The sequence below is a fragment of the Gammaproteobacteria bacterium genome (genome assembly GCA_033720895.1).
In the GTDB taxonomy this organism is placed as follows: Bacteria; Pseudomonadota; Gammaproteobacteria; order Natronospirales; family JAJUFS01; genus JAWWBS01.
This window is the reverse complement of the sequence record JAWWBS010000030.1, coordinates 1-22967: the sequence shown is the minus strand read 5'-3', so window position 1 is coordinate 22967 and position 22967 is coordinate 1. Positions and strand designations below refer to the sequence as shown.

21 protein-coding genes and 1 pseudogene are annotated in these 22967 nt (G+C 62.9%); 3 read left to right on the top strand and 19 right to left on the bottom strand.

Annotated elements, in window-relative coordinates; genetic code table 11:
* The 3 genes and pseudogenes from prfB to R3217_06070 all read right to left on the bottom strand — a co-directional run bounded on the left by prfB (position 1) and on the right by R3217_06070 (position 3689).
* A pseudogene (gene prfB, locus R3217_06080) lies at positions 1-886 on the bottom strand (peptide chain release factor 2).
* A gap of 106 nt (positions 887-992) precedes the next feature.
* Entirely contained in the window at positions 993-2702 is a 1710-nt protein-coding gene (gene recJ / locus R3217_06075) for a single-stranded-DNA-specific exonuclease RecJ (GenBank protein ID MDX1455010.1), read from the bottom strand.
* A 3-nt stretch (positions 2703-2705) separates the two neighbouring features.
* On the bottom strand, positions 2706-3689 hold the full coding sequence (locus tag R3217_06070; protein MDX1455009.1) for a hypothetical protein: 984 nt from the start codon (positions 3687-3689) through the stop codon (positions 2706-2708).
* Between the two features lie 47 nt (positions 3690-3736).
* Between R3217_06070 and R3217_06065 the strand changes: the two genes are divergently transcribed.
* Positions 3737-4138, top strand: coding sequence for an Mth938-like domain-containing protein (locus R3217_06065; protein MDX1455008.1), 402 nt, complete (start codon positions 3737-3739; stop codon positions 4136-4138).
* 1 nt (position 4139) lies between these two features.
* Here the strand turns inward: R3217_06065 and rpoS are convergent, their stop codons facing one another.
* From rpoS to surE, 5 genes are read right to left on the bottom strand one after another with little or no spacing between them, the layout of a single operon-like run.
* A complete protein-coding gene (rpoS, locus tag R3217_06060; protein MDX1455007.1) occupies positions 4140-5225 on the bottom strand; it encodes an RNA polymerase sigma factor RpoS in 1086 nt (361 codons plus the stop codon).
* Between the two features lie 49 nt (positions 5226-5274).
* Positions 5275-5976, bottom strand: a complete 702-nt coding sequence (locus R3217_06055; GenBank protein MDX1455006.1) for a peptidoglycan DD-metalloendopeptidase family protein — start codon at positions 5974-5976, stop codon at positions 5275-5277.
* Positions 5973-6560 (bottom strand): YqaA family protein, encoded by a 588-nt coding sequence (locus R3217_06050; protein ID MDX1455005.1) that lies wholly within the window; start codon positions 6558-6560, stop codon positions 5973-5975. Before R3217_06050 ends, R3217_06055 begins: the two co-directional genes overlap by 4 nt.
* 13 nt (positions 6561-6573) lie before the next feature.
* A complete protein-coding gene (locus R3217_06045; GenBank protein MDX1455004.1) occupies positions 6574-7239 on the bottom strand; it encodes a protein-L-isoaspartate(D-aspartate) O-methyltransferase in 666 nt (221 codons plus the stop codon).
* The gene (gene surE, locus R3217_06040; GenBank protein ID MDX1455003.1) at positions 7236-8003 is read right to left on the bottom strand and encodes a 5'/3'-nucleotidase SurE; all 768 of its coding nucleotides are present in this window, start codon (positions 8001-8003) and stop codon (positions 7236-7238) included. Before surE ends, R3217_06045 begins: the two co-directional genes overlap by 4 nt.
* 131 nt (positions 8004-8134) lie before the next feature.
* Between surE and R3217_06035 the strand changes: the two genes are divergently transcribed.
* Both R3217_06035 and R3217_06030 read left to right on the top strand, forming a co-directional pair.
* Positions 8135-8695, top strand: a complete 561-nt coding sequence (locus R3217_06035) for a Smr/MutS family protein (GenBank protein MDX1455002.1) — start codon at positions 8135-8137, stop codon at positions 8693-8695.
* 96 nt (positions 8696-8791) lie between these two features.
* Positions 8792-8929, top strand: a complete 138-nt coding sequence (locus R3217_06030; protein ID MDX1455001.1) for a DUF3096 domain-containing protein — start codon at positions 8792-8794, stop codon at positions 8927-8929.
* Position 8930: 1 nt separating this feature from the next.
* Here R3217_06030 and R3217_06025 read toward each other — a convergent pair whose 3' ends face one another.
* From R3217_06025 to lpxB, 11 genes are all read right to left on the bottom strand, one after another.
* Positions 8931-9695, bottom strand: coding sequence for an enoyl-CoA hydratase/isomerase family protein (locus R3217_06025; protein ID MDX1455000.1), 765 nt, complete (start codon positions 9693-9695; stop codon positions 8931-8933).
* Positions 9696-9712: 17 nt separating this feature from the next.
* A complete protein-coding gene (locus R3217_06020) occupies positions 9713-10756 on the bottom strand; it encodes a tRNA pseudouridine(13) synthase TruD (GenBank protein MDX1454999.1) in 1044 nt (347 codons plus the stop codon).
* The gene (gene ftsB / locus R3217_06015) at positions 10749-11054 is read right to left on the bottom strand and encodes a cell division protein FtsB (protein MDX1454998.1); all 306 of its coding nucleotides are present in this window, start codon (positions 11052-11054) and stop codon (positions 10749-10751) included. The genes R3217_06020 and ftsB overlap by 8 nt, the downstream gene beginning before the upstream one ends.
* Positions 11055-11086: 32 nt before the next feature.
* Entirely contained in the window at positions 11087-12385 is a 1299-nt protein-coding gene (gene eno, locus R3217_06010) for a phosphopyruvate hydratase (protein MDX1454997.1), read from the bottom strand.
* Between the two features lie 70 nt (positions 12386-12455).
* Positions 12456-13292, bottom strand: coding sequence for a 3-deoxy-8-phosphooctulonate synthase (gene kdsA / locus R3217_06005; protein MDX1454996.1), 837 nt, complete (start codon positions 13290-13292; stop codon positions 12456-12458).
* Entirely contained in the window at positions 13289-14932 is a 1644-nt protein-coding gene (locus R3217_06000) for a CTP synthase (GenBank protein ID MDX1454995.1), read from the bottom strand. Before R3217_06000 ends, kdsA begins: the two co-directional genes overlap by 4 nt.
* Before the next feature lie 179 nt (positions 14933-15111).
* Positions 15112-16377, bottom strand: coding sequence for a tRNA lysidine(34) synthetase TilS (gene tilS / locus R3217_05995; GenBank protein MDX1454994.1), 1266 nt, complete (start codon positions 16375-16377; stop codon positions 15112-15114).
* A gap of 64 nt (positions 16378-16441) precedes the next feature.
* Complete coding sequence (gene accA, locus R3217_05990) at positions 16442-17398, bottom strand: acetyl-CoA carboxylase carboxyl transferase subunit alpha (protein ID MDX1454993.1); 957 nt, start codon at positions 17396-17398, stop codon at positions 16442-16444.
* An 81-nt stretch (positions 17399-17479) separates the two neighbouring features.
* Positions 17480-21022, bottom strand: a complete 3543-nt coding sequence (gene dnaE, locus R3217_05985; GenBank protein ID MDX1454992.1) for a DNA polymerase III subunit alpha — start codon at positions 21020-21022, stop codon at positions 17480-17482.
* Positions 21019-21636 (bottom strand): ribonuclease HII, encoded by a 618-nt coding sequence (gene rnhB, locus R3217_05980; protein MDX1454991.1) that lies wholly within the window; start codon positions 21634-21636, stop codon positions 21019-21021. The genes dnaE and rnhB overlap by 4 nt, the downstream gene beginning before the upstream one ends.
* 142 nt (positions 21637-21778) lie before the next feature.
* Complete coding sequence (gene lpxB / locus R3217_05975; GenBank protein MDX1454990.1) at positions 21779-22933, bottom strand: lipid-A-disaccharide synthase; 1155 nt, start codon at positions 22931-22933, stop codon at positions 21779-21781.
* Positions 22934-22967: the final 34 nt, after the last annotated feature.

Here is a 22967-nt window from a genome sequence, read left to right as displayed (position 1 = left end):
GTAGAGCTTGGCTTTCAGCTGCTTCATCGCCGTCGCCTTGTTCTTGTGCTGGGAACGGTCGTTCTGGCAGGCCACCACGGTGCCGGTCGGCTCGTGCGTGATTCGCACGGCGGAGTCGGTTCGGTTCACGTGCTGGCCACCGGCGCCGGATGCACGATAGGTATCGATGCGAAGATCCGCCGGGTTGATCTCGACTTCGAAGCTGTCGTCGATTTCCGGCGAGACGAACACGGAGGCGAAGGACGTATGACGACGGTTGCCGGAATCGAACGGTGACTTGCGCACCAGGCGATGCACGCCGGTTTCCGTGCGCAGCCAGCCGAACGCGTATTCCCCGCCAAAGCGCACGGTCGCGCTCTTGATGCCGGCGACATCACCCTCGGAGAGCTCCATGATCTCGGTGTCGAAACCATTCTGCTCGCCCCAGCGCAGGTACATGCGCAACAGCATGTTGGCCCAGTCCTGCGCTTCCGTCCCGCCGGAACCGGCCTGGATGTCGACGAAGGCATTGGCCTCGTCCATCTCGCCAGCGAACATGCGACGGAACTCGAGCTTCTCGATGATCTTTTCGTTGCTGTCGAGATCGCCGTTGAGGTCATTGAGGGCACTTTCATCCTCTTCCTCGGCAATCATCTCGACCAGCTCGCCGGCATCTTCCAGCGAGGTGCTCAGCCTGGTGATGCTGGAGACGATTTCGTCCAGGCGGGCACGCTCCTTGCCAAGCTCCTGGGCGCGCTCGGGCTCGTCCCAGACCTTGGGGTCTTCCAGTTCGCGGCTTACTTCTTCGAGGCGGTCCTGCTTTTCCTCGAAGTCAAAGATACCCCCTCAGCGCCGAACAGCGCTCCTGGAGATCCTTGATGCGGGAACGAACCGGATTGATTTCCATGACTTGCGTATCTCTTCTGGCTGGCCGTAAAAGGCGGCTATGTTACACCATTGGGCCAGCGCTACGCAGCCCGCAGGACGTTGAAATTCAAGGGCCGAGGTCCGTGTCAGCGCGGTTCTAGGTGGTCGACGATCAACTGCACACTGCGCCGTCCCCGCCATTCGTTCACATCCAGGCGAAAGGCCGCCCGCACGCGATCGCTGGCAAGTCGCTCGCCTACCCCGAAGGCAATGGCATCCAGCAGCTGTCCACCGGGGCCGGCGAGCTTCAGCTTGAGATGACGCTCGCCGACAATGCGCTGCTCCGCGATTCCGAATTCCCCGTCAAACAGCGGTTCCGGGAAGTGCTGCCCCCACGGTCCGGCGCTGCGCAGCAATTCAGCCGTTTCCAGCGACAGCTCGGCTGCCGCGAGTTCGCCATCCGACCACAGCACGCCCTTGAGGTCGTCCTTGTCCAGCAGCCGAGAGGCCTCGGCATTGAATGCCGCCTCGAAGGTATCCAGCTTGTCGCGATCCAGCGATAGCCCGGCTGCCATGGCGTGGCCGCCGAACTTGTCGATCAACCCAGGGTGCTTTGTTGCCACGGTATCCAGCGCATCGCGAATGTGGAAACCGGGGATGCTGCGTGCGGAGCCTTTGAGGGTGGCACTACCCGGATCAGAGGGCGCAAAGGCGATCACCGGCCGATGCCAGCGTTCCTTGATGCGCGAGGCCACCAGCCCCACCACGCCCTGGTGCCACTCTTCCTGGAACAGGCACAGGGCCGTCGGCAAGTCATGGTCACCCTGTTCGTTCAAGTGCAGCTTGTCGATCGCCGCCAGCGCCTCATCCTGCATGGTCTGCTCGATATCACGTCGCGACCGGTTGAATTCATCCAGCTGGGTCGCCAGCTGCAAGGCTGCGGAATGATCATCCGCCACCAGGCAGTTGATGCCGATGGACATGTCATCCAGCCGGCCGGCTGCATTGAGACGCGGACCCAGTGCAAAGCCGAGATCGCTGGCCGTCATGTTCTGCCGCGACCGCCCCGCCACATCGATCAGTGCGAGAATGCCCGGACGCGCTTCACCGGCACGGATGCGCGCCAGCCCCTGGTGCACCAGTCGGCGGTTGTTGGCATCCAGTGGCACGACATCCGCGACCGTGCCAAGTGCCACCAGGTCCAGCCATTCGGCGAGATTGACGTCACCACCGGGCTCACCCTGCTCGCGCAGGCATTTTCTCAGGGCCAGCAAGACATAGAACATCACGCCAACACCGGCCAGCGCCTTCGAAGGGAATTCATCGCCTGGCGAATTCGGATTGACGATGACATTGGCTGCCGGCAACCGGGCCCCTGGCAAATGATGATCGGTCACCAGCACGTCGATGCCGGCCTCACGCGCTGCCTGTACGCCAGTGATGCTGGAAATGCCATTGTCCACGGTGACAATCAGGCTGGGCTCGCGCTTGACCGCCAGCGCGACGATCTCCGGCGTCAGGCCATAACCGAAACGGAAACGATCCGGCACCAGGAAATCGACATGCGTTGCACCCATCCTGCGCAGCGCCAGCAGGCCCAGTGCTGTCGACGTGGCGCCATCGGCATCGAAGTCACCCACGATCAGGATGCGGCCGTCGAAATGCTTCGCCAGCAACTCGGCGGCCGCTTCAAGACCGCCAAGCGAGGCTGGCGATTCCAGCGCCGCCAGGCCATAGTCCAGCGACTTCGGGTCTCGCACGTCGCGATGCGCATAGAGTCGTTTCAGCAGGTCCGGCAGGTCGCCGTATTGCGAAGTGTCTATGTCAGCAGCTGCCTGGCGGCGGCGAATTTCCATTTCTCACTCTCCAAACAAAAGTGTCGGCCGGCGTCGGCGCCAGAGCTTCCAGCGATCCGAGGGACGCGCGCGATAGTACTGCCCGTCGCCGGCGTAGAGGTCGACCGCATCGATCCGGCCTGCCGCGAGCGCAGCGGCCGCGGGCTGCAGCCAGCGGCTATCGATGTCCTGCAACGCCTCCTGCCAGGCAGCGATATCGTCCCGGTCCAGCGCGACAACCGCCGCGTCCAGCTCGATGACCAGGCTGCCCTGGTCGACCAGGTCGGCTTCGAAGCTCCCCGGCTTCCGCACCTGCGTGCTGCCGAGTTCCCGAGCCAATGCTGCCAGCAAGGCGGACTCGCCAAGCAGTTCCTGTGGCCCGGGAAAATCCCGATGGACGTTGCGCGCAGCCTGCTCGTTCCAGAACCACAGGCTGCTGATTGGTGCCTGGCCGCGCGCTTCACGTTGCCGATTCACCGCATGCTGGTGCAGCAGCATCTGCACTTCATTCAGCAGGGCATGGACCTTGCCGGCCTGGGCACCGGAGGGCAGCGCCTCGCGAGCACCATGCCCCTGGGCTCGCCAGGTCGGCGTGAAATGAAGGTCGCGAAACAGTGCGCTGCGTGCCAGCAACTGGCCATCGACGAGCGACAGCGCCAGGTCCGGGGCGAAATGCTCATTCACTGCCTCGCGGATCGACGCCAGCTCGGCATCGTCGGCCGCCACCATGGCAGGACCCAGCACGACAAGGTCATCACTGCCGGGCTGCAGGAGCACGGGGTCAGCCAAACAGAGCGCAGGGTTCGACTCGCCGGCCAGCAGCTCAGCAAGCGACCGTTCGGCGGCATCGTGGTACAGGCCATGGCGACCCGGTGCACAGGTGTAACGGCTGGACCGGGCCAGGAGGCGCGCCAGGCCGGGCAGGCCCGGCAGCTCGACCCCGCGCTGGAACCGGCGAGGCACCGCGAGCATGGCGGGAATGTTGAATATGACCTGGCGGTCACTCATTGCGAACGGACTCCTCGACAGCAGCTGTCTTGCTGGAGATGAAACGGGTGATTGCGTATCGTACGGGCATGAAAATCAGCCGTGAAGCCCCGCAGGAAAACAATCGCTACGTCGTCCGCGCCTATGGTCCTGGCGAGGTGCAGATCAACGAGACACGGTACAGCCGGAGCCTGATCGTGGCCCCCGACCAGCTGCTCGAAGACTGGCCCGTCTCCCGTGCCAGCGAACTGACGCCGGCTGCACTGGAGCCCCTGCTGGCACTGGATCCGGAAATCATCCTGCTGGGTACGGGCGAGAAGCTGCAGATGCTGGGCATGGAGTTCCAGCTTGCGGCGCTGGAGAACGGCTCCGGGCTGGAGGTCATGGACACGGCAGCCGCCTGTCGGACGTTCAATGTATTGATGGGCGAAGGCCGCAAGGTCGTGGCTGGCCTGGTCCTGGAAGGCTGAGTTATTCGAAAAGGGCTTCTTCGGTCAGGCCTTCCGATTCAAGAATCTGCCGCAGGCGACGCAGCGCGTCCATCTGGATCTGGCGCACGCGTTCACGCGTGACGCCGATGGTATTGCCCACTTCTTCCAGCGTCGCCTTGTCATGGCCGTTCAGGCCAAACCGGCGGATGACGACTTCGCGCTGCTTGTCCGTCAGCTTGCCCAGCCATACGCCGATCACTTCATGCAGGTTTTCGTTCTGCAGCAGCGTCGACGGGTCCGTTTCGTTTTCGTCCGGAATCGCATCCAGCAGCAAGCGGTCACCATCGCGACCGATGGGCGTATCCACCGAGGCAATGCGCTCGTTAAGGCCAAGCATGCGTTTGACTTCACCAATCGGCTTGTCGAGCTTGCGGGCAATCTCCTCGGTGCTCGGCTCGCGGTCCAGTTCCTGGGAAAGCTGGCGGGCAGCGCGCAGGTAGAGATTGATTTCCTTGATGACATGGATCGGCAGGCGGATGGTGCGGGTCTGGTTCATGATGGCCCGCTCGATGGTCTGGCGAATCCACCAGGTGGCATAGGTCGAGAAGCGGAAGCCGCGTTCCGGATCGAATTTCTCGACCGCGTGGATAAGCCCCAGGTTGCCTTCCTCGATGAGATCCAGCAGTGGCAGGCCACGATTGATGTAACGGCGGGCGATCTTCACGACCAGGCGGAGATTCGATTCGATCATGCGCTTGCGAGAGGCTTCGTCGCCCTTCAGCGCCTTGCGGGAGAAATAGACTTCCTCCTCGGCGGACAGCAGCGGCGAGTAACCGATTTCGCCAAGGTACAGGCGAGTCGCATCCAGTGCTTCGGCCGTGACCTTGCCGGCACTCATGTCGACCTGCTCTTCTTCCTTGTCGGCTACCTCGTTCTTGTCATCAACGAGATCGACATCAGTGTCGTCGCTTGAATCTCCCATGAGCTCCCCATCCATGTCGAATTCGTCTTCGACGGTGTCCTGCTCGCGTTCCAGCACCGCGGTAGCGGCACGTGCGGCAGCTTGCGCCTCCCGCCCAGTGCGGGAATTGCCTGATTTCTGCTCTGTGAGACGTTTTCTGGCCACGCCCCCTCCTGAACACGAGTCGACCACGACTCCGGTCGTGTCGACACCTTCAACGTGCGGGCAGGTATGGCAGCGGATCGACGGCCTTGCCGTTGATGCGGATTTCGAAATGCAAAAGTGGCCTGCTTTCCGGACCACGCCCCATTTTCGCGATCCTTTCCCCCTGCTCTACCTGCTCTCCCTCGGAAACAAACAGCTCGCTGTTGTGTCCGTAGGCGCTCAGGAATTCTTCCGAGTGCTTGATGATAATAATCTTACCGTAACCAATGAGTCCACTACCGGCGTACACGACCTTGCCGGCGGCTGCCGCACGCACATCATCGCCAACAATCCCGCCGATATCGATGCCCTTGCCAGTGGCATTGTTGGCGCCGAAAGTGGCCAGTAGCGAGCCCTCGGTGGGCCACTGCCAAGTGATGCCCGATGACGTTGTCGCTCGAGGACTCGGCGGTGCAGCAGCCTGTGCCGGACGGGTCGGCTCGCGCGGTGCAGCGGCAAGAGAACCATCGCCGGGCAGGAGACTCAACTGCTGACCTGGATAGATGGTGTAATCGGAACCAATGTCATTCCACTTGGCCAGCTGGCGGAAGTCCAGGCCGTATCGAAAGGCGATGGAATAGAGGGTGTCGCCCTTCTGCACCTCGTAGGCCTGGTCGGCCCGTGCATCCCCCTGGGTCTCTTCCCAGCGATACAGGCTCGACCCGCAGGCGGTCAGCATCACAAGCAGGGAAACCAGCAGCAGCCGTCTCATCCACGGCTCCAGCTGTACCAGCCGATGGCGATGGCGATCAGCAGCACGACCACCCAGCCAATGACATCGACATGCGCCCGGATGCGAGCTTCCATGCGCTCGCCACCCAGCCGGATCAGCCCCGCCACCAGGAAGAAGCGCCCGCCCCGACCGAGCGCCGAGGCCAGCAGGAAAAGTGGCAGGTTCATGCCCAGCGCGCCGGCGCTGATGGTGAACACCTTGTAGGGAATCGGCGAAAAACCGGCGACCAGCACGGCGAGCACGCCCCACTTTTCGAACCACTCGGTGGCCCGCAGGTAGCCCTGCCAGTAACCCGCCTGGTGCAACAGGCCCTCGACCGCTTCCAGCGCAAGGTAGCCAATCAGGTAGCCCAGCAGGCCACCGAGCACACTGGCGACCGTGGTCAGGGTCGCGAGTGCCCAGGCCGACTGTGGCCTGGCCAGGGTCATCGGCGCCAGCATCACGTCCGGCGGAATGGGGAAAAACGACGATTCGGCAAAACTCAGTCCGCCGAGGTACCAACGGGCATGCGGGTGCGCCGACCAGCGCATGACCCGTGCATAGAGGGCGGAAAATATCTTCATCAGCCCCGGCCCGCTAGCCTTTCCCGCCGAGCAGCGGGACAAACGACACGGGGCCGAGATTCTCCTGGATGAACTCCTGGCCCTGGCGCTCGATCAGCAACAGATCCTGCTTGCGGGGCGGGCCCACCGGGATGACCAGCCGGCCACCGTCGGCCAGCTGTTCCAGCAGGCTCTCCGGCAACGTTTCGGGCGCAGCGGCAACCAGTATCCCGTCATACGGCGCGTGTTCCGGCCAGCCCCAGGTACCGTCGGTGTGCTTCGCCCGTACATTGCGCAGGCCGAGTTCTCGGAAGCGGCGGCGTGCCTTCACCAGCAGCGCATCGATGCGCTCTACCGTGAACAGCTTGCCCACCAGCGGAGCCAGCACCGTGGTCTGGTAACCGCAGCCCGTCCCGACCTCGAGCACCTTGTCGAGGGAGCCTCCAGCCAGCAGGGCCTCGGTCATCTTGGCGACGACGAAAGGCTGCGAAATGGTCTGGCCATGACCGATCGGCAAGGCCGTGTCTTCGTAGGCCCGGGTTGCCAGGGCTTCGTCGACAAAGAGGTGCCGCGGTGCCTCGCGGATGCGCTCCAGCACGCGCTGGTCCTTGATACCGTGCTCCTGCAAGCGTCGCACCAGGCGGTCACGGGTGCGCGCCGAGGTCATGCCGATACCGCTGCGGTGCAGGTCAGCGTTCATGCCGGCAGGCCCTCCAGCCAGCCGGTGACCTGCTCGCGGGCGTCCTGACGGGTGAGATCGATGGTCAACGGCGTGACGGATACATAGCCCTCGCTGACCGCGTGGAAATCGGTATCCGGCCCGGCATCCTGTTCCGGCCCGGGCGGCCCGATCCAGTAGAGTCGCCGCCCCTTGGGATCCTCGCTGGGCACGACCGGCTCCGCCTTGTGGCGATGACCAAGGCGTGTCGACTTGAAGCCCCGCAGGGCTTCCCAGGGCATGTCAGGAACATTCACATTCAGGATGGTGTCGGGAGGCAGCGGATCGCGCAACAGGTGCTGCAGGATTTCACGCGCCACACGGGCTGCAGTATCGAAGTGAGTCGGGCGATCCGAGACCAGCGACACGGCCACTGCAGGCAAGCCGAGAAAACGCCCTTCCATCGCGGCTGCCACCGTGCCGGAGTACAGCACGTCATCACCAAGATTGGCGCCATGATTGACGCCGGAGACGACCATGTCGGGTTCGTCTGCCAGGAAACCGGTCACGGCCAGGTGGACGCAATCGGTCGGCGTGCCGTCGACGCTGTAGACACCCTCGCCTTCTTCCCGGACATGCAAGGGATACTCGAGGGTCAGGGAGTTGCTGGCACCACTGCGGTTTCGATCCGGCGCGACGACACTGACCCGCAGGGAGTCGCCCACACCGCCCTCGCGCAGCTCTGCGGCCAGCGCCTGGATGCCCTCGGCCCGGAAGCCATCGTCATTGCTGACCAGCACGTGCAAACGACTTTCTCCCCTAGCTGGCAGCGGAGCTGCCGTTTCAATTCAATGCCTGACCGGTAATATACTGGAATCCGGTCACATTCTCAGTGTCCGCATGGCACACCCTTGACGCAATGGAATCACCCGCAACCATGAGCAATCCGCCGCCAGACGACCCTGCCGACGACGACCTGGATTCCTTTCGACGGGCCATGGCCGACGTCAAACCCCTGGACGCCCCGGCCCGCGTCGAGCGACCAGCAGCGAAAATCACGCCCAGGGCGCGTTTTGCCGACGCCGACGAGCTGGCTGCGCTGGAAGCCTCGCGCAAGGCCAATCCCGAGCAGGACATGCTGGACCTCGAAACCGGCGAGGAACTGGCTTACATGCGACCCGGCATCCAGCACTCGGTGCTGCGCAAGCTCCGGCGTGGCCAGCTGTCAGTGGCTGCCGAGCTCGACCTGCACGGCCTGACCGCCAAGGCAGCCGGCGGCGAGATCCGCAGTTTCATTCGCGAGGCCCGCGCGGAGGGTGCGCGCTGCGTGCGCATCATCCATGGCAAGGGCAAGCGATCCGGTCATCGTGGTCCGGTGCTGAAAGAGAAGACCGCCAGCGTGTTGCGCAAGATGGACGAGGTACTGGCCTTCGGTACGGCCGCTCGGGCCCAGGATGGCGGCAGTGGCGCGGTGTTCGTGTTGCTGCGAAACCGCTGAACCCGACCGACTCGGGATCCAGACTGTGACGCCGTCCTTTTCGCCCGCCCCGCTGGCGCGTTAGGGTTGTCGGCACATCCAACGGGGAGAACACACATGACCTTGCATCTTGAACTTTCGGCCCTGGTCGCGCTGGTCGCGGGCATTCTCATTTTCATCCGCCCCAAGCTGCTGAGCTACATCGTCGCCGTCTATCTCATCGTGATCGGCGTGCTCGGCCTGCTCGGCTACTGACTCACTTCTTCTTGTTTTTCAGTGACTCGACCAGCGCCTGCATGGTGCCTCGGGTCTCGTCACTGAACCAGACGTCCAGGAAGGCCTGGTCGGCCGCGTCGTCGAGCTCGTCAAACAGCTGAACCAGGTCGCGGCGCGCAAAGGCGCGCGTCGCGGCCATCGCCTGCGGTGGCAGGGCGAGTCGCTCGCGGCACCAGGTGATGGCCGTCTCGACCACCTTGTCGGCTGGCACCAGCTGATCCACCAGGCCTGCCTCCAGCGCCTGGTCCGGCGAAGCCATGAAACCCGCAACGGCGTATTGCTCGGCGACACGGTTACCCAGCTGTCGCTGGAACGCTTTCAGGATTACCGGCGGCAGGGTCAGGCCGACACGCACTTCGTTCAGGCCGATCTTGAAATCACCCTCGGCCATGATGCGCACGTCACCGAACAGCGCCAGCACGGCACCGCCTGCGGGGCTGTGGCCTGTCAGGGCACTGGCCACCGGAATGGGTGAACGTGCAATGGCGCCCATCAGTCCCGAGAAATCCTTCCAGAATGCCAGCATCTGGTCCTTGTCCAGGGGCAGCAGTGCCGGTACATCGAGGCCCGCCGAGAACATGCCTGGCTGGCCCGACAGGACAATGGCTTTCGCACCCTGCCCCGGTGCCGCCTCGATCGCCTCAAGCAGGGTTTTCACCAGCTCGGGGTTCAACGCATTCACCGGCGGCCGCGCCATGTTCAATTCGAGAATCGCGCCATCGTCGTGTTGGATATGTGTCAGCATGAAGTACTCCCTGGTATTTATTTTGCCTGGCCCGGATCGAGTGGCGCCTCGGAAAAGTGCAGCAGTTCGCGCAACACGCTGGTCGCGAAACTTCCTGCTGGCAAGCTGAAGTCACAACGCAGCACGTCAGCGTCGACTGCCTCGACGGTAAGGTCTTGCGGGAACTGCCGCAAGCTGCGCCGTTCCTGCTTGAGCTTCTCCTTTTCCAGGAAGCCCACAAGCTCCGGGTAGCGCCCGGCAACAGCCATCTCCAGCGCAGCGCATTCGCCCTGGCTCATCAGTTCACCGCGCCCCCACAAGGGACCGGTCGGGTTGATGTCGCCACTGGCCAGTCGCGCATCGAGCCCCGCCTCGCCATCGGCAGAGAAGACGCTGCGTGAACCAGCCAGCTGTACGATCTCGCCGGGCAGGATGGATTGCCATGTTCCCGCCTCGACGCGGACAGCCAGTACCGCATTGAACAGGTAGCTGCGCACGGCGGACAGGTAGATGCCCCCTTTCGCTCCGTCCAGGGCTCGCACCACGTTGTGACCACCCCGACCGAATCGCTGGGGCCCGAAATAATCCGGCACGCCCTGTTCACGCAACGCGTCCACGCGTGCCAGCACGCTGTCCACATCAGTAACATCACGAATGACAAGGGCAAACCGGTTCGCGACATGGCTGCCGCGACGCAACTTGCGTCGGTGCCTGTGCACGGCGGTGATTCGGAACTCGGGATTGCTGAAGGACGACCAGTCGGTTTCCTGCTGGCCGGCCGGCAAGCTGTACCACTGCGTCGTGACGGCATGGCGATCCTTCATGCCATTGAAACCGACATCGCGAAATCGCACGCCAGCATGGTTGGCGAGCTGCTTGGCAACCCAGTCGGAATTGGAGTCCTTCTTTTCGATACAGAGCAGCCAGTGGTCGCCGTCGCCATCCGGTTCGAATCCGAGGATTTCATCAACCCGGAAGTCTTCCGCACGATGTCGAATGACGCCGCTGGCGGCAGGCACTCCAAATGCATGGGGGTAACTCGAGAAATCGACCACCAGGTCGGCGCTGCCCTTGTCACTCATCGGTATCTTCTTCGCTTTCCTGCAGCGCCGGATCCGCCACCTGGTAGAAGGTCTCGCCCTCGCGAATCATGCCGATCTCGGAACGCGCCCGCTCCTCGACGGCCTGCAAGGCAGTCTTCAGGTCTTCCACTTCCGCCGCCAGCGCCGCATTGCGTTCGCGCAACTGCTGGTTGCGCTGCTGCTGCTCGGCGACACGCTGCTGCAATTTCCACAGGTCAGGCAGGCTGCCCTGCCCCAGCCACAACTGCCCCTGCAGGATCAGGAAGATCAAGCCGAGAAGTATGGCCAGGGCACGCATGTCAGTGACTGCCGATATCGATGGCAGCTACCTCAGCGGCCGACGCCGGCCGGAAACGCACCGCGCCCCGGGTAGGTCGCCTTGCTGCCAAGTCGCTCTTCGATACGCAGCAACTGGTTGTACTTGGCGATCCGGTCCGAACGCGACATGGAGCCGGTCTTGATCTGCGTGGCGGTGGTTGCCACGGCGATGTCGGCAATGGTGGCATCTTCGGTTTCGCCCGAGCGGTGCGAGGCAACGGCAGTGTAACCGTTGTCGGTTGCGAGCTTGATGGCCTCGAGCGTTTCGGTGAGCGTGCCGATCTGGTTGACCTTGATCAGGATGGAGTTGGCAATCTTCCTGTCGATGCCTTCCTGCAGGATCTTCGGATTGGTGACAAACAGGTCGTCGCCGACCAGCTGCACCTTGTCGCCGATCTTTTCGGTCAGCAGCTTCCAGCCATCCCAGTCCGATTCGTCCATGCCATCTTCGATGGTGACGATCGGGTAACGCTCGACCAGGTCGGCGAGGTAATCGGCAAACTCGGCGGAGCTGAACTTCTTGCCTTCAGATTCGAGGTGGTAGACACCATCCTCGTAGAACTCCGAGGAAGCGACGTCCAGCCCCAGCAGGATGTCTTCACCGGCCTTGTAACCCGCCTTGTCGATCGCTTCCAGGATCACTTCCAGCGCGGCCTCGTTGGACGGCAGGTCCGGCGCGAAACCGCCCTCGTCACCCACAGCGGTGTTCATGCCACGCGAGTTAAGGACCTTTTTCAGGGCATGGAAGATTTCCGCACCCTGGCGCAGGGCTTCCTTCAGCGACGGCGCACCCACCGGCAGGATCATGAATTCCTGCAGGTCGACGGAATTATCCGCATGCTCGCCGCCATTGATGATGTTCATCATCGGTACCGGCATGTCCGTGGCGGCATTCCCGGTCATGTCACCCAGGTACTCGTACAGCTCCTTGCCCTTGGCAAGTGCTGCGGCCTTGGCCACCGCCAGGGAAACGGCCAGCAAGGCGTTGGCGCCCAGGCGTCCCTTGTTGTCGGTGCCGTCGAGTTCAATCATCTTGTCGTCGATTTTCACTTGCGCGGTTGCGTCCATGCCCAGCAAGGCATCGCGAATTTCGGTATTGACGTTTTCCACGGCCTTCTCGACGCCCTTGCCGAGGTAACGATTCTTGTCGCCATCGCGCAGCTCGACGGCTTCGCGCGAACCGGTCGACGCACCGGACGGTACGGCGGCGCGGCCCATGATGCCGCCCTCGAGGGTAACGTCGGCTTCGATCGTGGGGTTGCCGCGCGAATCGATGATTTCACGCGCGTGGATATCGACAATCTTGGTCATTGCTTGCTGCTCCTGGAAAATGAACAAGGCACGTCCGGCAGAACCGGATGTGCCTGGAAATCAAAACGACTTACTTGACCTTGTCTTCGACGAAGCCGCGCGCCTTTACCACCTCGTCGATGGCCTTGAGGCTCGCCAGCAGTTCCTCGGCCAGGTCAAGCGGCCAGGAATTGGGTCCGTCGCACAGTGCATTGTCCGGATCCGGGTGCGTCTCCATGAACACGCCCGCCACACCGGCAGCGACCGCTGCACGGGCGAGAACCGGAATGTGCTCGCGCGCACCGCCGGAGGAAGAACCCTGCCCGCCCGGCATCTGCACCGAGTGCGTGGCATCGAACACGACCGGGCATCCCGTCTGGCGCATGATGGCCAGCCCGCGCATGTCGGACACGAGGTTGTTGTAGCCGAAGGAGAAACCGCGCTCGCAAACCATGATCTGCTCGTTGCCAGTCTCGCGGGCCTTCTCGACGACCTTGCTCATTTCCTGCGGCGACAGGAACTGGCCCTTCTTGATGTTCACCGGCACGCCATGCTTTGCGGCCTCGTGAATGAAATCGGTCTGGCGGCAAAGGAAAGCCGGCGTCTGGATCAGGTCGACCACGGCTGCCACTTCGGCGATCGGCGTGTACTCGTGCACATCCGTCGTCACCGGCACGCCGATATCGTCCTTTACCTTCTGCAGGATGCGCAGGCCTTCTTCCATGCCCGGACCACGGTAGCTCTTGCCCGAGGTGCGGTTTGCCTTGTCGAAGGATCCCTTGAAGATGTAGGGAATGCCGAGGCGATCGGTGACTTCCTTGAGATGACCGGATACGTCCATCGCCAGCTGCTCGGATTCCAGGGTGTCGGGCCCGGCAATCACGAACAGCGGGTGCTCCAGCCCCGCTTCGAAATGACAGAGTTTCATGCGCGTTGCGCCTCCTTGGCACCGGTGGCTGCATGTTCACGGGCAGCTTTAATGAAACCCGAGAACAAGGGGTGACCACGACGCGGCGTGGAGGTGAACTCCGGATGGAACTGGCTGGCCACGAACCACGGATGGTCCGGCAGCTCGATCATTTCCATCAGGCCATCCTCGGACTTGCCGGAAAAGCGCATGCCGTTTTCCTGCAATTGTTCGAGGTAGTTGTTGTTGAACTCGTAGCGATGGCGATGACGCTCGACGATCACGTCCTTGCCATAAAGATCATGCGCCCTCGTGCCCTTCTCCAGGAAACATTCCTGCGCACCCAGTCGCATGGTGCCGCCCTTGTCGGAATCCTCGCCGCGCACTTCGACCTTGCCGCTGCGATCGCGCCATTCGGTAATCAGGCCGATGACAGGATCGTCCACGTGCGGAGCAAACTCGGTACTGTGCGCCGACTTCAAGCCAACCACGTTGCGCGCAAAGTCGATGACTGCCACCTGCATGCCCAGGCAGATGCCCAGGTAAGGAATCCTGTTCTCGCGTGCGTAGCCAGCGGCCGCGATCTTGCCCTCGATGCCACGCTCGCCGAAGCCCGGGCCCACCAGGATCGCATCCATGCCTGCGAGCGAACCCAGGTCACCGTCAGCCAGGGCTTCGGAGTCGACGTAATGGATGTTCACCTTGGTGCGGGTATGAATGCCGGCGTGAATCAGTGCTTCGTTGATCGACATGTAGGCATCAGCCAGGTCGACATACTTGCCGACAAACGCCACATGCACTTCGGCTTCCGGATTGGCCTTGGCCTGCACGACAGCCTCCCATTCGGACAGGTCGGCGTCCCTGGTTTCCAGGCCGAGCTTCTCGATGACAATGCCGTCCAGGTCCTGCTGGTGCAGCATCATCGGAATCTTGTATATGTCATCGGCGTCATACGCCGAGATCACCGCTTCTTCCTCGACGTTGGTGAACAAGGCGATCTTGCGGCGCGCATCTTCCGGCAGCATTTCGCTGGAACGGCAGACCAGCACGTCCGGCTGGATGCCGATGGAGCGCAGTTCCTTGACCGAGTGCTGCGTCGGCTTGGTCTTGGTCTCGCCGGAGGTCGGAATGAAAGGCACCAGCGTCAGGTGCATGAAAATCGCGTCGCGCTTCAGTTCGACGGACAGCTGGCGAATGGCTTCCAGGAACGGCAAGGACTCGATATCGCCCACCGTGCCGCCGACTTCGACAATGCACACATCCGCATCACCGGCTGCTTCACGGGTGCGCTGCTTGATCTCGTCGGTGATGTGCGGAATGACCTGCACGGTCGCACCCAGGTAGTCGCCGCGACGCTCCTTCTGGATGACGTTCGAGTAGATGCGGCCCGTGGTGAAGTTGTTGCTGCGTCCCGTCAGGGTGCTGACGAAACGTTCGTAATGACCAAGGTCCAGGTCGGTTTCCGCACCGTCATGGGTGACGAACACCTCGCCATGCTGGAACGGGCTCATGGTGCCCGGGTCCACGTTGATGTAGGGGTCCAGCTTGACCATCGCGACGGTCAGCCCGCGCGATTCAAGAATGGCACCCAGCGAGGCGGCCGTGATGCCCTTCCCGAGAGAAGAAACAACACCACCGGTAACGAATATGAACTTAGTCATGCGGAAATCCGATTCGTGCGACGCGGCCAGGGACTGGCTGCGAACCGGAATGAAATTTTACGGCAAAGCCCCTGCCGCCTCAATGCAAAAGCCGGGCTATCTGCCCGTAAATGGACATCAAACGGCAGCAATTACGGCAGGAATGCCCGAAAACAGGCAGGCCTGCCAAAAGGCAGGCTCTACAGCCGGTATTCGTCGGCCAGCAGCCTTGGCCGTTCGTCCCAGGCGGGCCGCCAGCCTCCCGCCTCGAGATGCTCCTCGGAAAGCCAGATATCGCCAACTGCCAGCAGCTCGTCGTCGCGGTAAAGCAAGGGAATGCGGTCTCGCCACCAGGGCAGCACGCCGGCCTCCTGCAGCAGCTTTTTCAGTTCATGGTGGCCACTGCGGCCCTCCGGCGTGAGGCGTTCCCCGCCCTGCCGGTACCGAACCTCGACCGGACCCGGCGGCAGGCCCCGGTCCGAATCAAGCCGTCGCAGCCGCCCGAGCCCCGGCGCTGGCACGAGGGTGTCCTGCTGCCAGCAAACAGGCTCGGGCACCGGCAGTTCATCGACAAGGTACAGCACGCCGCGAAAGCGGCGCAGCTCGCGGCCATCCAGTGCCAGCCTGGGCCTGGCGTCGGGTGCCGCCAGCACAATCTCCCTGAAAATGCGTTCCAGCTGTTCGCTCGACGGCATCCGCAGGCCGTTCACTCGCAACCACTCTCGAACAAGGTTTCGCTGCCGTTCCGGGCCCAGCGGAAGCAATAGCTCCGCCGGCAGGCACTCGCCGTGCAAGGGATTGCGCTCGAGATCGTGGGCCGCCGCCTCGTGCAGCAGTTCGGCAGCCGCCCCGCTGTGACGCGCCGCACGAGCCAGCGTGCGCGCGGCCTGCGGCCACTGCTCGGCAAGCAGTGGCAACACCCGGTGACGCAGGAAATTCCGATCCAGGCTCTGGTCGGCATTGCTGGGATCCTCAAGCCACTCCAGGCCCTGCTCCCGCGCCCATGCTTCGAGGGCTGCACGGTCGAAGTCCAGCAGCGGCCGGCAGAGATGCCCCTGGCCGAAACCGGCCCTCGCTGGCATGGCGGCAAGACCGGCCGGGCCGGAACCGCGCAAGGCCATCAGCAGGAAGGTCTCCGCCTGGTCATCCAGGTGATGTGCCGTCAGCAGCACATCCCCTGGTCCGATGACTTCATGAAACAGCTCGTAGCGTGCCTCCCTGGCAGCCGCCTCCCGCGACAGCCCGGCATGCTGTTCGACGCTGACCGTGTAGGTATCGATGTCGACGCCAAGGTCCCCCGCCTGGCGGGCGCACTGTGCAGCCCAGCTGGCGCTGTCAGGATGCAGGCCATGATCGACATGCACGGCCAGCAGCTCGGGCAGCGGATCCCGGCCAGCCAGGCCTGCCAGGCTGGCCAGCAATGTCGTGGAATCAAGTCCACCGGAATAGGCAATTACCAAACGCAAAGTCCCGGCTGGCAGGACCAGCCGGGACTTCAATGCCTCAGGGGTGTAGTTCACCGCGCCGCTGTCAGGACTTGAAGCGGCCGTTGGCCATCAGGCGCTTGTATCGACGCTCGATCAGCTCGTCCGACGAGTACTTGTCCAGCTGCACCAGCATGTCCGACAGGGACGATTTCAAGGTGCGGGCCATTTCATCCGGATCGCGGTGCGCGCCACCCAGCGGCTCCTTCAGCACCTCGTCGATCAGGCCCAGCTCCTTCAGCTTGTCCGAAGTGATCCCCATCGCCTCGGCCGCCTCGGACGCCTTCTCGGCACTCTTCCAGAGAATCGACGCACAGCCTTCCGGCGAGATCACGGAATAGATGCCGTACTGGAGCATGTTCACCTGGTCACCGACACCGATTGCCAGCGCACCACCTGAACCGCCTTCGCCGATGACCGTGCAGATCACCGGTACGCGCAGCTTGGCCATTTCGAACAGGTTGCGGGCAATCGCCTCGGACTGGCCACGCTCCTCGGCACCGACACCCGGGTAGGCGCCAGGCGTGTCGATAAAGGTAAGAATCGGAATGCGGAAGCGCTCGGCCATCTTCATCAGGCGCAGGGCCTTGCGGTAACCCTCGGGCCGCGGCATGCCAAAGTTGCGCTTCAGCTTCTCCTTGGTGTCACGACCCTTCTGGTGACCGATCACCATTACGGGGCGGCCGTCCAGCCGGGCAAAGCCACCGACAATCGCGGGATCATCGGCAAAGGCGCGATCGCCGTGCAGTTCTTCGAAATTCGTGAACAGGCGACCGAAGTAGTCCAGGGAATACGGGCGCTGCGGATGGCGCGCCAGTTGCGCAACCTGCCAGGCGCTCAAGTCGGAAAAGATGCTTTCCGTCAGGCTGCGGCTCTTGGCTTTCAGGCGTGCGATTTCCTCGGTGATATTGACCGCCGAGTCGTCGCCGACAAAACGCAGCTCTTCGATTTTTGCCTCCAGCTCGGCAATCGGCTGCTCGAATTCAAGAAAATTCAGGTTCATCTGAAGTCCATTCGGTGGAAACCGTTATAAGTTACTGATAGTTAAGGCTGGAAACAAGCCCAAGGCCCGGCGTGGGCGGCTTCAGGCCACTCCGGCGGCCCGTTCCCCTGCCAGCACCTGCTGGCGCTCCCGGCCGTGTACCAGGCGGACATGCTCCCGTCCGAACAGCGCTTCCAGCGCGCGAACCATGCCATCATCCGGCTCGACTTGCCAGTCCTCGGCAAACAACAACCTGCCTCTGGCCGAGGCATTGCTGAAGGCGACGCTGACCCGGCAGGGACCGCCGCGATGGGGTTCGAGTATCTCCCGCAGTCGTGCGATCCGCTCGATATCCTCTTCACTCGAGGTCCAGCGGATATCGATACGGCTGACCGAGGCCTGCCTGGCCTCCTCGATCGGCCGCATTTCCTTTGCCGTGATGCGCCAGGCATTGATGAAATCGTCGAATTGCAGCTTGCCCTCGAGAATCACCACGGCATCCCGAGTGACGAAGTGCCGGAAACGGTTCCAGGCATCCTCGAACAGGGTCGCCTCGATGCGCCCGCTGCGGTCATCCAGTGTCAGTGATACACGGCCACCACGTTTGCGGATTTCTATGACCAGGCCAGCCACCTTCACGGGCTTGGCACGTCCGTAGCGTGGCCGATCGCCGTCGCTGGCGGGCGGATCCTGGTCCACCAGTTCACCGATGCGTGAGGATACGAGATGCTTGAGATCTTCTTCGTAGCGATCGATCGGATGCCCTGACAGGAACAGGCCGAGGGTTTCGCGCTCGCCAGCCAGCAGCTCCTCTTCGCTCCACTCCTCCATCTCGGCCATCGGTGCATGGCCCGCTGCGTCGTCGACTGCCGGCGCAAGACCGAACATGTCGTCCTGCCCTGCCTGCTCGGCCTTGGCTCGCTGGTCGGCACTCTGCAAGGCAGTCGGAAGGTGCGCCATCAGGCTGGCGCGATTGGGCCCCAGCGCGTCGGTGGCACCGGCGCGGATCAATGCCTCCATGGTGCGGCGATTGATTTTCTGCAAGTCGACACGGCGGCAGAAATCATCCAGGTCGTCGAACGGACCGCTGGCTTCACGCTCGGCAACAATGGTTTCGATCACACCGCGACCAACACCCTTGATGGCACCGAGACCGTAGCGGATCGAATTCTCGTCGTGCACGGTAAAGGCGTAATGGGATTCGTTCACATCGGGCGGCAGTATTTCCACCTCGATGTTCTCGCATTCGTCGATGAAACCCACCACCTTGTCGGTGTGATCCATGTCGGAAGACAGTACGGCCGCCATGAACGCAGCCGGGTAATGTGCTTTCAGCCAGGCCGTCTGGTAGGACAGCAAGGCATAGGCCGCCGAGTGCGACTTGTTGAAGCCGTAACCGGCGAACTTCTCCATCAGGTCGAAGATGTACGTGGCGGTTTCTTCCTCGACGCCCTTCTCGCCCGCACCTTTCATGAAGATCTCGCGCTGCTTGGCCATCTCCTCGGGCTTCTTCTTGCCCATGGCACGACGCAACAGGTCGGCCGCGCCGAGCGAATAGCCTGCCAGCTCCTGCGCGATCTGCATGACCTGCTCCTGGTACAGGATCACGCCATAGGTAGGTTTGAGGATGGGCTCCAACGCCGGATGCGGATACTCGACGCGCTGACGGCCGTGCTTGCGGTTGATGAAGTCATCCACCATGCCGGACTGCAACGGACCCGGCCGGAACAGCGCAACCAGTGCGATGATGTCCTCGAAGCTGTCCGGCAACAGGCGCCGGATCAGGTCTTTCATGCCACGCGACTCCAGCTGGAACACAGCCGTCGTCTCGTAGCGCTTGAGCAAGGCAAAGGCCTTCTGGTCATCCATCGGGATGGTGCCGATGTCGAGCGGCGGTTCGCCGGCGGCGCGGCGCAATTCATTGATGTTGTCGAGTGCCCAGTCGATGATGGTCAGCGTGCGCAGGCCAAGGAAGTCGAACTTGACCAGGCCCACGGACTCGACATCATCCTTGTCGAGCTGGGTCACCGTGCTCTCGGATCCCTGCTCGCAATACAGCGGCGTGAAATCGGTCAGCGCGGTCGGCGCAATCACAACGCCACCGGCGTGCTTGCCGGCGTTGCGTGACAGCCCTTCCAGTTCACGCGCGCGGTCGATCAGTTCCCTGACCTCTTCCTCGTTGCGATAGACCTCGACCAGTTCGCCGTTTTCGTCTTCCAGCGCCTTCTCCAGCGTCATCCCGACTTCGAAGGGAATCAGCTTGGCAACACGATCGGTAAAGCCATAGGGATGCCCGAGCACGCGGCCCACATCGCGCACCACCGCACGTGCCGCCATGGTGCCGTAGGTGATGATCTGGGAAACCTGGTCGCGACCGTACTTCTGCGCGACGTAGTCGATGACCCGGTCGCGACCTTCCATGCAGAAGTCGACATCGAAGTCGGGCATGGAGACGCGTTCCGGATTCAGGAAGCGCTCGAACAGCAGGTCGTATTCCAGCGGATCCAGATCGGTGATGCCCAGCGAATAGGCGACCAGCGAGCCGGCGCCCGAGCCGCGGCCCGGCCCGACCGGCACGTCATTGTTGCGTGCCCACTCGATGAAGTCGGCAACGATGAGAAAGTACCCCGGGAAGCCCATCTGGATGATGACATCCAGCTCAAGGTTCAGGCGCTCGTCGTATGGCCGTCGCTGTTCGGAAAACTCCGCTGCCGACGTGTCGAAGAGGCTGGCCAGTCGCTTTTCGAGGCCTTCCTCGGAAACCTTTCGCAACCAGCTGTTGGTGTCGAATCCCTCGGGAATCGGAAACTCCGGCAGGAAGTATTCGCCCAGGTGCAGGCCGAAGCCGCAGCGGCGAGCAATCCTGGCACTGTTGTCGATGGCTTCCGGCAGGTCGGCAAAGAGCTCGCGCATCTCCTCATCGGTCTTGAGATATTGCTCTTCGCTGTAGCGCTTGGGACGCCGCGGATCAGCAAGCACCCTGCCATCATGGATGGACACTCGCGTTTCGTGCGCCTCGAATTCTTCCTTGCGCAGGAAGCGCACGTCATTCGTGGCCACCACCGGCACGCCCCGTTTTGCGGCCAGCTGGATGCATGCCTCGTTGGACTCGGCTTCGCCGTCTCGCCCGGTGCGCTGCAATTCGAAATAGAAGCGGTCACCGAACCAGTGCAGCCATTGCCCGAGCTGCACCTCTGCCTCGTCCACGCGATTGCCGAGTGCGAGCCTCGCGATTTCGCCGTCGCGACAATGACTGATGGCGATCAGTCCGTCGGTATGGCCGTGCAGCCAGTCGCGCTGCACGATGGGTACACCGCGTTCCTGGCCCTCGCGGAAACTGCGCGTGATGAGTTCCGACAGGTTCAGGTAACCCTGGCGATCCTGGCAGATCAGCGTGAGCCCGGTTGCCGGCTCGGCGTCATCCAGGGCTGAAATGCGCAGGTCGGCGCCAAGCAGGGGCTGCACGCCGGCTGCCAGGGCGGCCCGGTAGAACTTGACCATGGCAAACAGGTTGCCCTGGTCGGTCAAGGCAACGGCCGGCATCTCGGCTGTGGCAACCTCGGACATCAGTTCCTTGACACGGACGACGCTGTCGGACAGCGAGAACTCGGTATGCACTCGCAGGTGAACGAAGGGCAGGCTCATGCACTCACCCCTGCCCGCTCGAGAACCTTCCTGACGGGAGCAAAGCTGCGACGGTGGATGTCGAGCACGCCATGCGTATCCAGGGCATCGAGATGCTGGCGCGTCGGGTAGCCCTTGTGGCGATCGAAACCGTACTCGGGATGCTGTTCGTGCCAGCGCAACATTTCGGCATCGCGGTCCACCTTGGCGAGAATAGACGCCGCGCTGATCGCCGGCACAGTTGCGTCCCCACCGACAATCGCCTCCACCGATACAAGCAGCTCGGGACAGCGGTTGCCGTCGACCTGCACATGATCCGGCGTGCTGCCCAGCGACTCGACCGCCCGGCGCATGGCCAGCATGGAAGCCTGCAGGATGTTGAGCTCGTCAATCTCTGCCGGCGAGCAACGCGCAATGGCCCAGGCTTGCGCATGCTCGCGAATTTCGGCATTCAGTTCATTGCGGCGTTTCTCGGAGAGATCCTTGGAATCGCGCAGGCCCTCGATGCAATGGCAGGGATCAAGAATGACCGCGGCCGCAACAACCGGCCCGGCCAGAGGCCCCCGACCCACCTCGTCGACCCCGGCAATCCGTCGTGCCGTGTCGAAAAATGCGATGTCCACCTGCTGGCTCAATCTGGATCCCCGTAATACAGCGTCCCGTCCGTTCGGGCGAACGACCAGGTTCGAAGTGCGCGTATGGGTGGATTGTAGGGGCTTGGACTCCCGCGGGCTACTGCCGCGGGAAGCCGCAGCGATGGCGGCTTCGCGAAGCTGCTTACTTTCTGACCATGTCCATGACAGCCTCGGCCGAACGCGCGGCCGCGTCCTGCCGCAGGGCCAGGTGAAGGTCATGAAAGGGTTCGACCTGCCGCCGTCGCTCGGGACTGTCCTCCAGCAAGGGCAACAAGGCCTGGCCCAGCAGCTCCGACTGGCAACGGTCCTGCATCAGCTCGGGAACCAGGACCTGGCCTGCCAGCACGTTCGGCAGCGAGACCTGCTCCACTTTCAACAGGCCGAACAGGCGGACAATGGCATGGGTCAGCCAGGCAAGACGGTAGGAAACCACCATAGGTCGCTTCAACAGCATCGCCTCCAATGCCGCCGTACCGGAAGCCAGCAGCACCGCATCCGACGCACCCATGACTTCGCGGGACTGGCCCTCGAAAAGTTCGACGTCCGGCAGGTCGATACCCCGGGCGCGCTCCCGTGCCAGCACCTCGCGCACATGCTCGTGAATGCGCGGCGTTGCCATCGGCATGATCACCTTGAGGCCCTTGAAACGTGCTCCCAGCCAGCGCGCCGTGGCCAGGAACTCCGGCAGCAGCCGCGACACCTCGCTCATGCGGCTGCCCGGCAGGATGGCCAGCACGAGCCTGTCCGTTGCGAGGCCCAATGTCCGGCGATACGCATCCTGGTCGATTTCCAGTGGGATGGCATCGGCCAGCGGGTGGCCAACGAACACGGCATCGACGTCATAGCGCGCGTAGATTTCCGGCTCGAAGGGAAACAATGTGAGGACCCGATCCGCCGACTGGCCGATGCGCTCGGCGCGCGAGGCCCGCCACGCCCAGACCGAGGGACTGACGTAATGCACGGTGGGAATGCCCGCGGCTTTGAGGGACTTTTCCAGGCCAAGGTTGAAGTCGGGCGCATCGATGCCAACGAACACATCGGGACGCTGGGCCAGGAAGTGCGCACTGATCTCACGGCGGATGGCAAGCAGCTCGGGGAGGTGCTTCAGGACTTCGGCGAGGCCCATGACGGACAGCTTTTCGGAATCGAACAGCGCCTCGCAACCGGCCGCCTGCATGCGCGGTCCGGCTATGCCTTCCGCCACGAAGCCCGGCTCGATGGTCCGCAAACCGGCCATCAGGTCGGCTGCGAGAATGTCACCTGAGGCTTCGCCGGCAACCAGGCCGATGCGGGTCATGCTCGACTCCCGCTCGGCATCAGCGAATGATGCC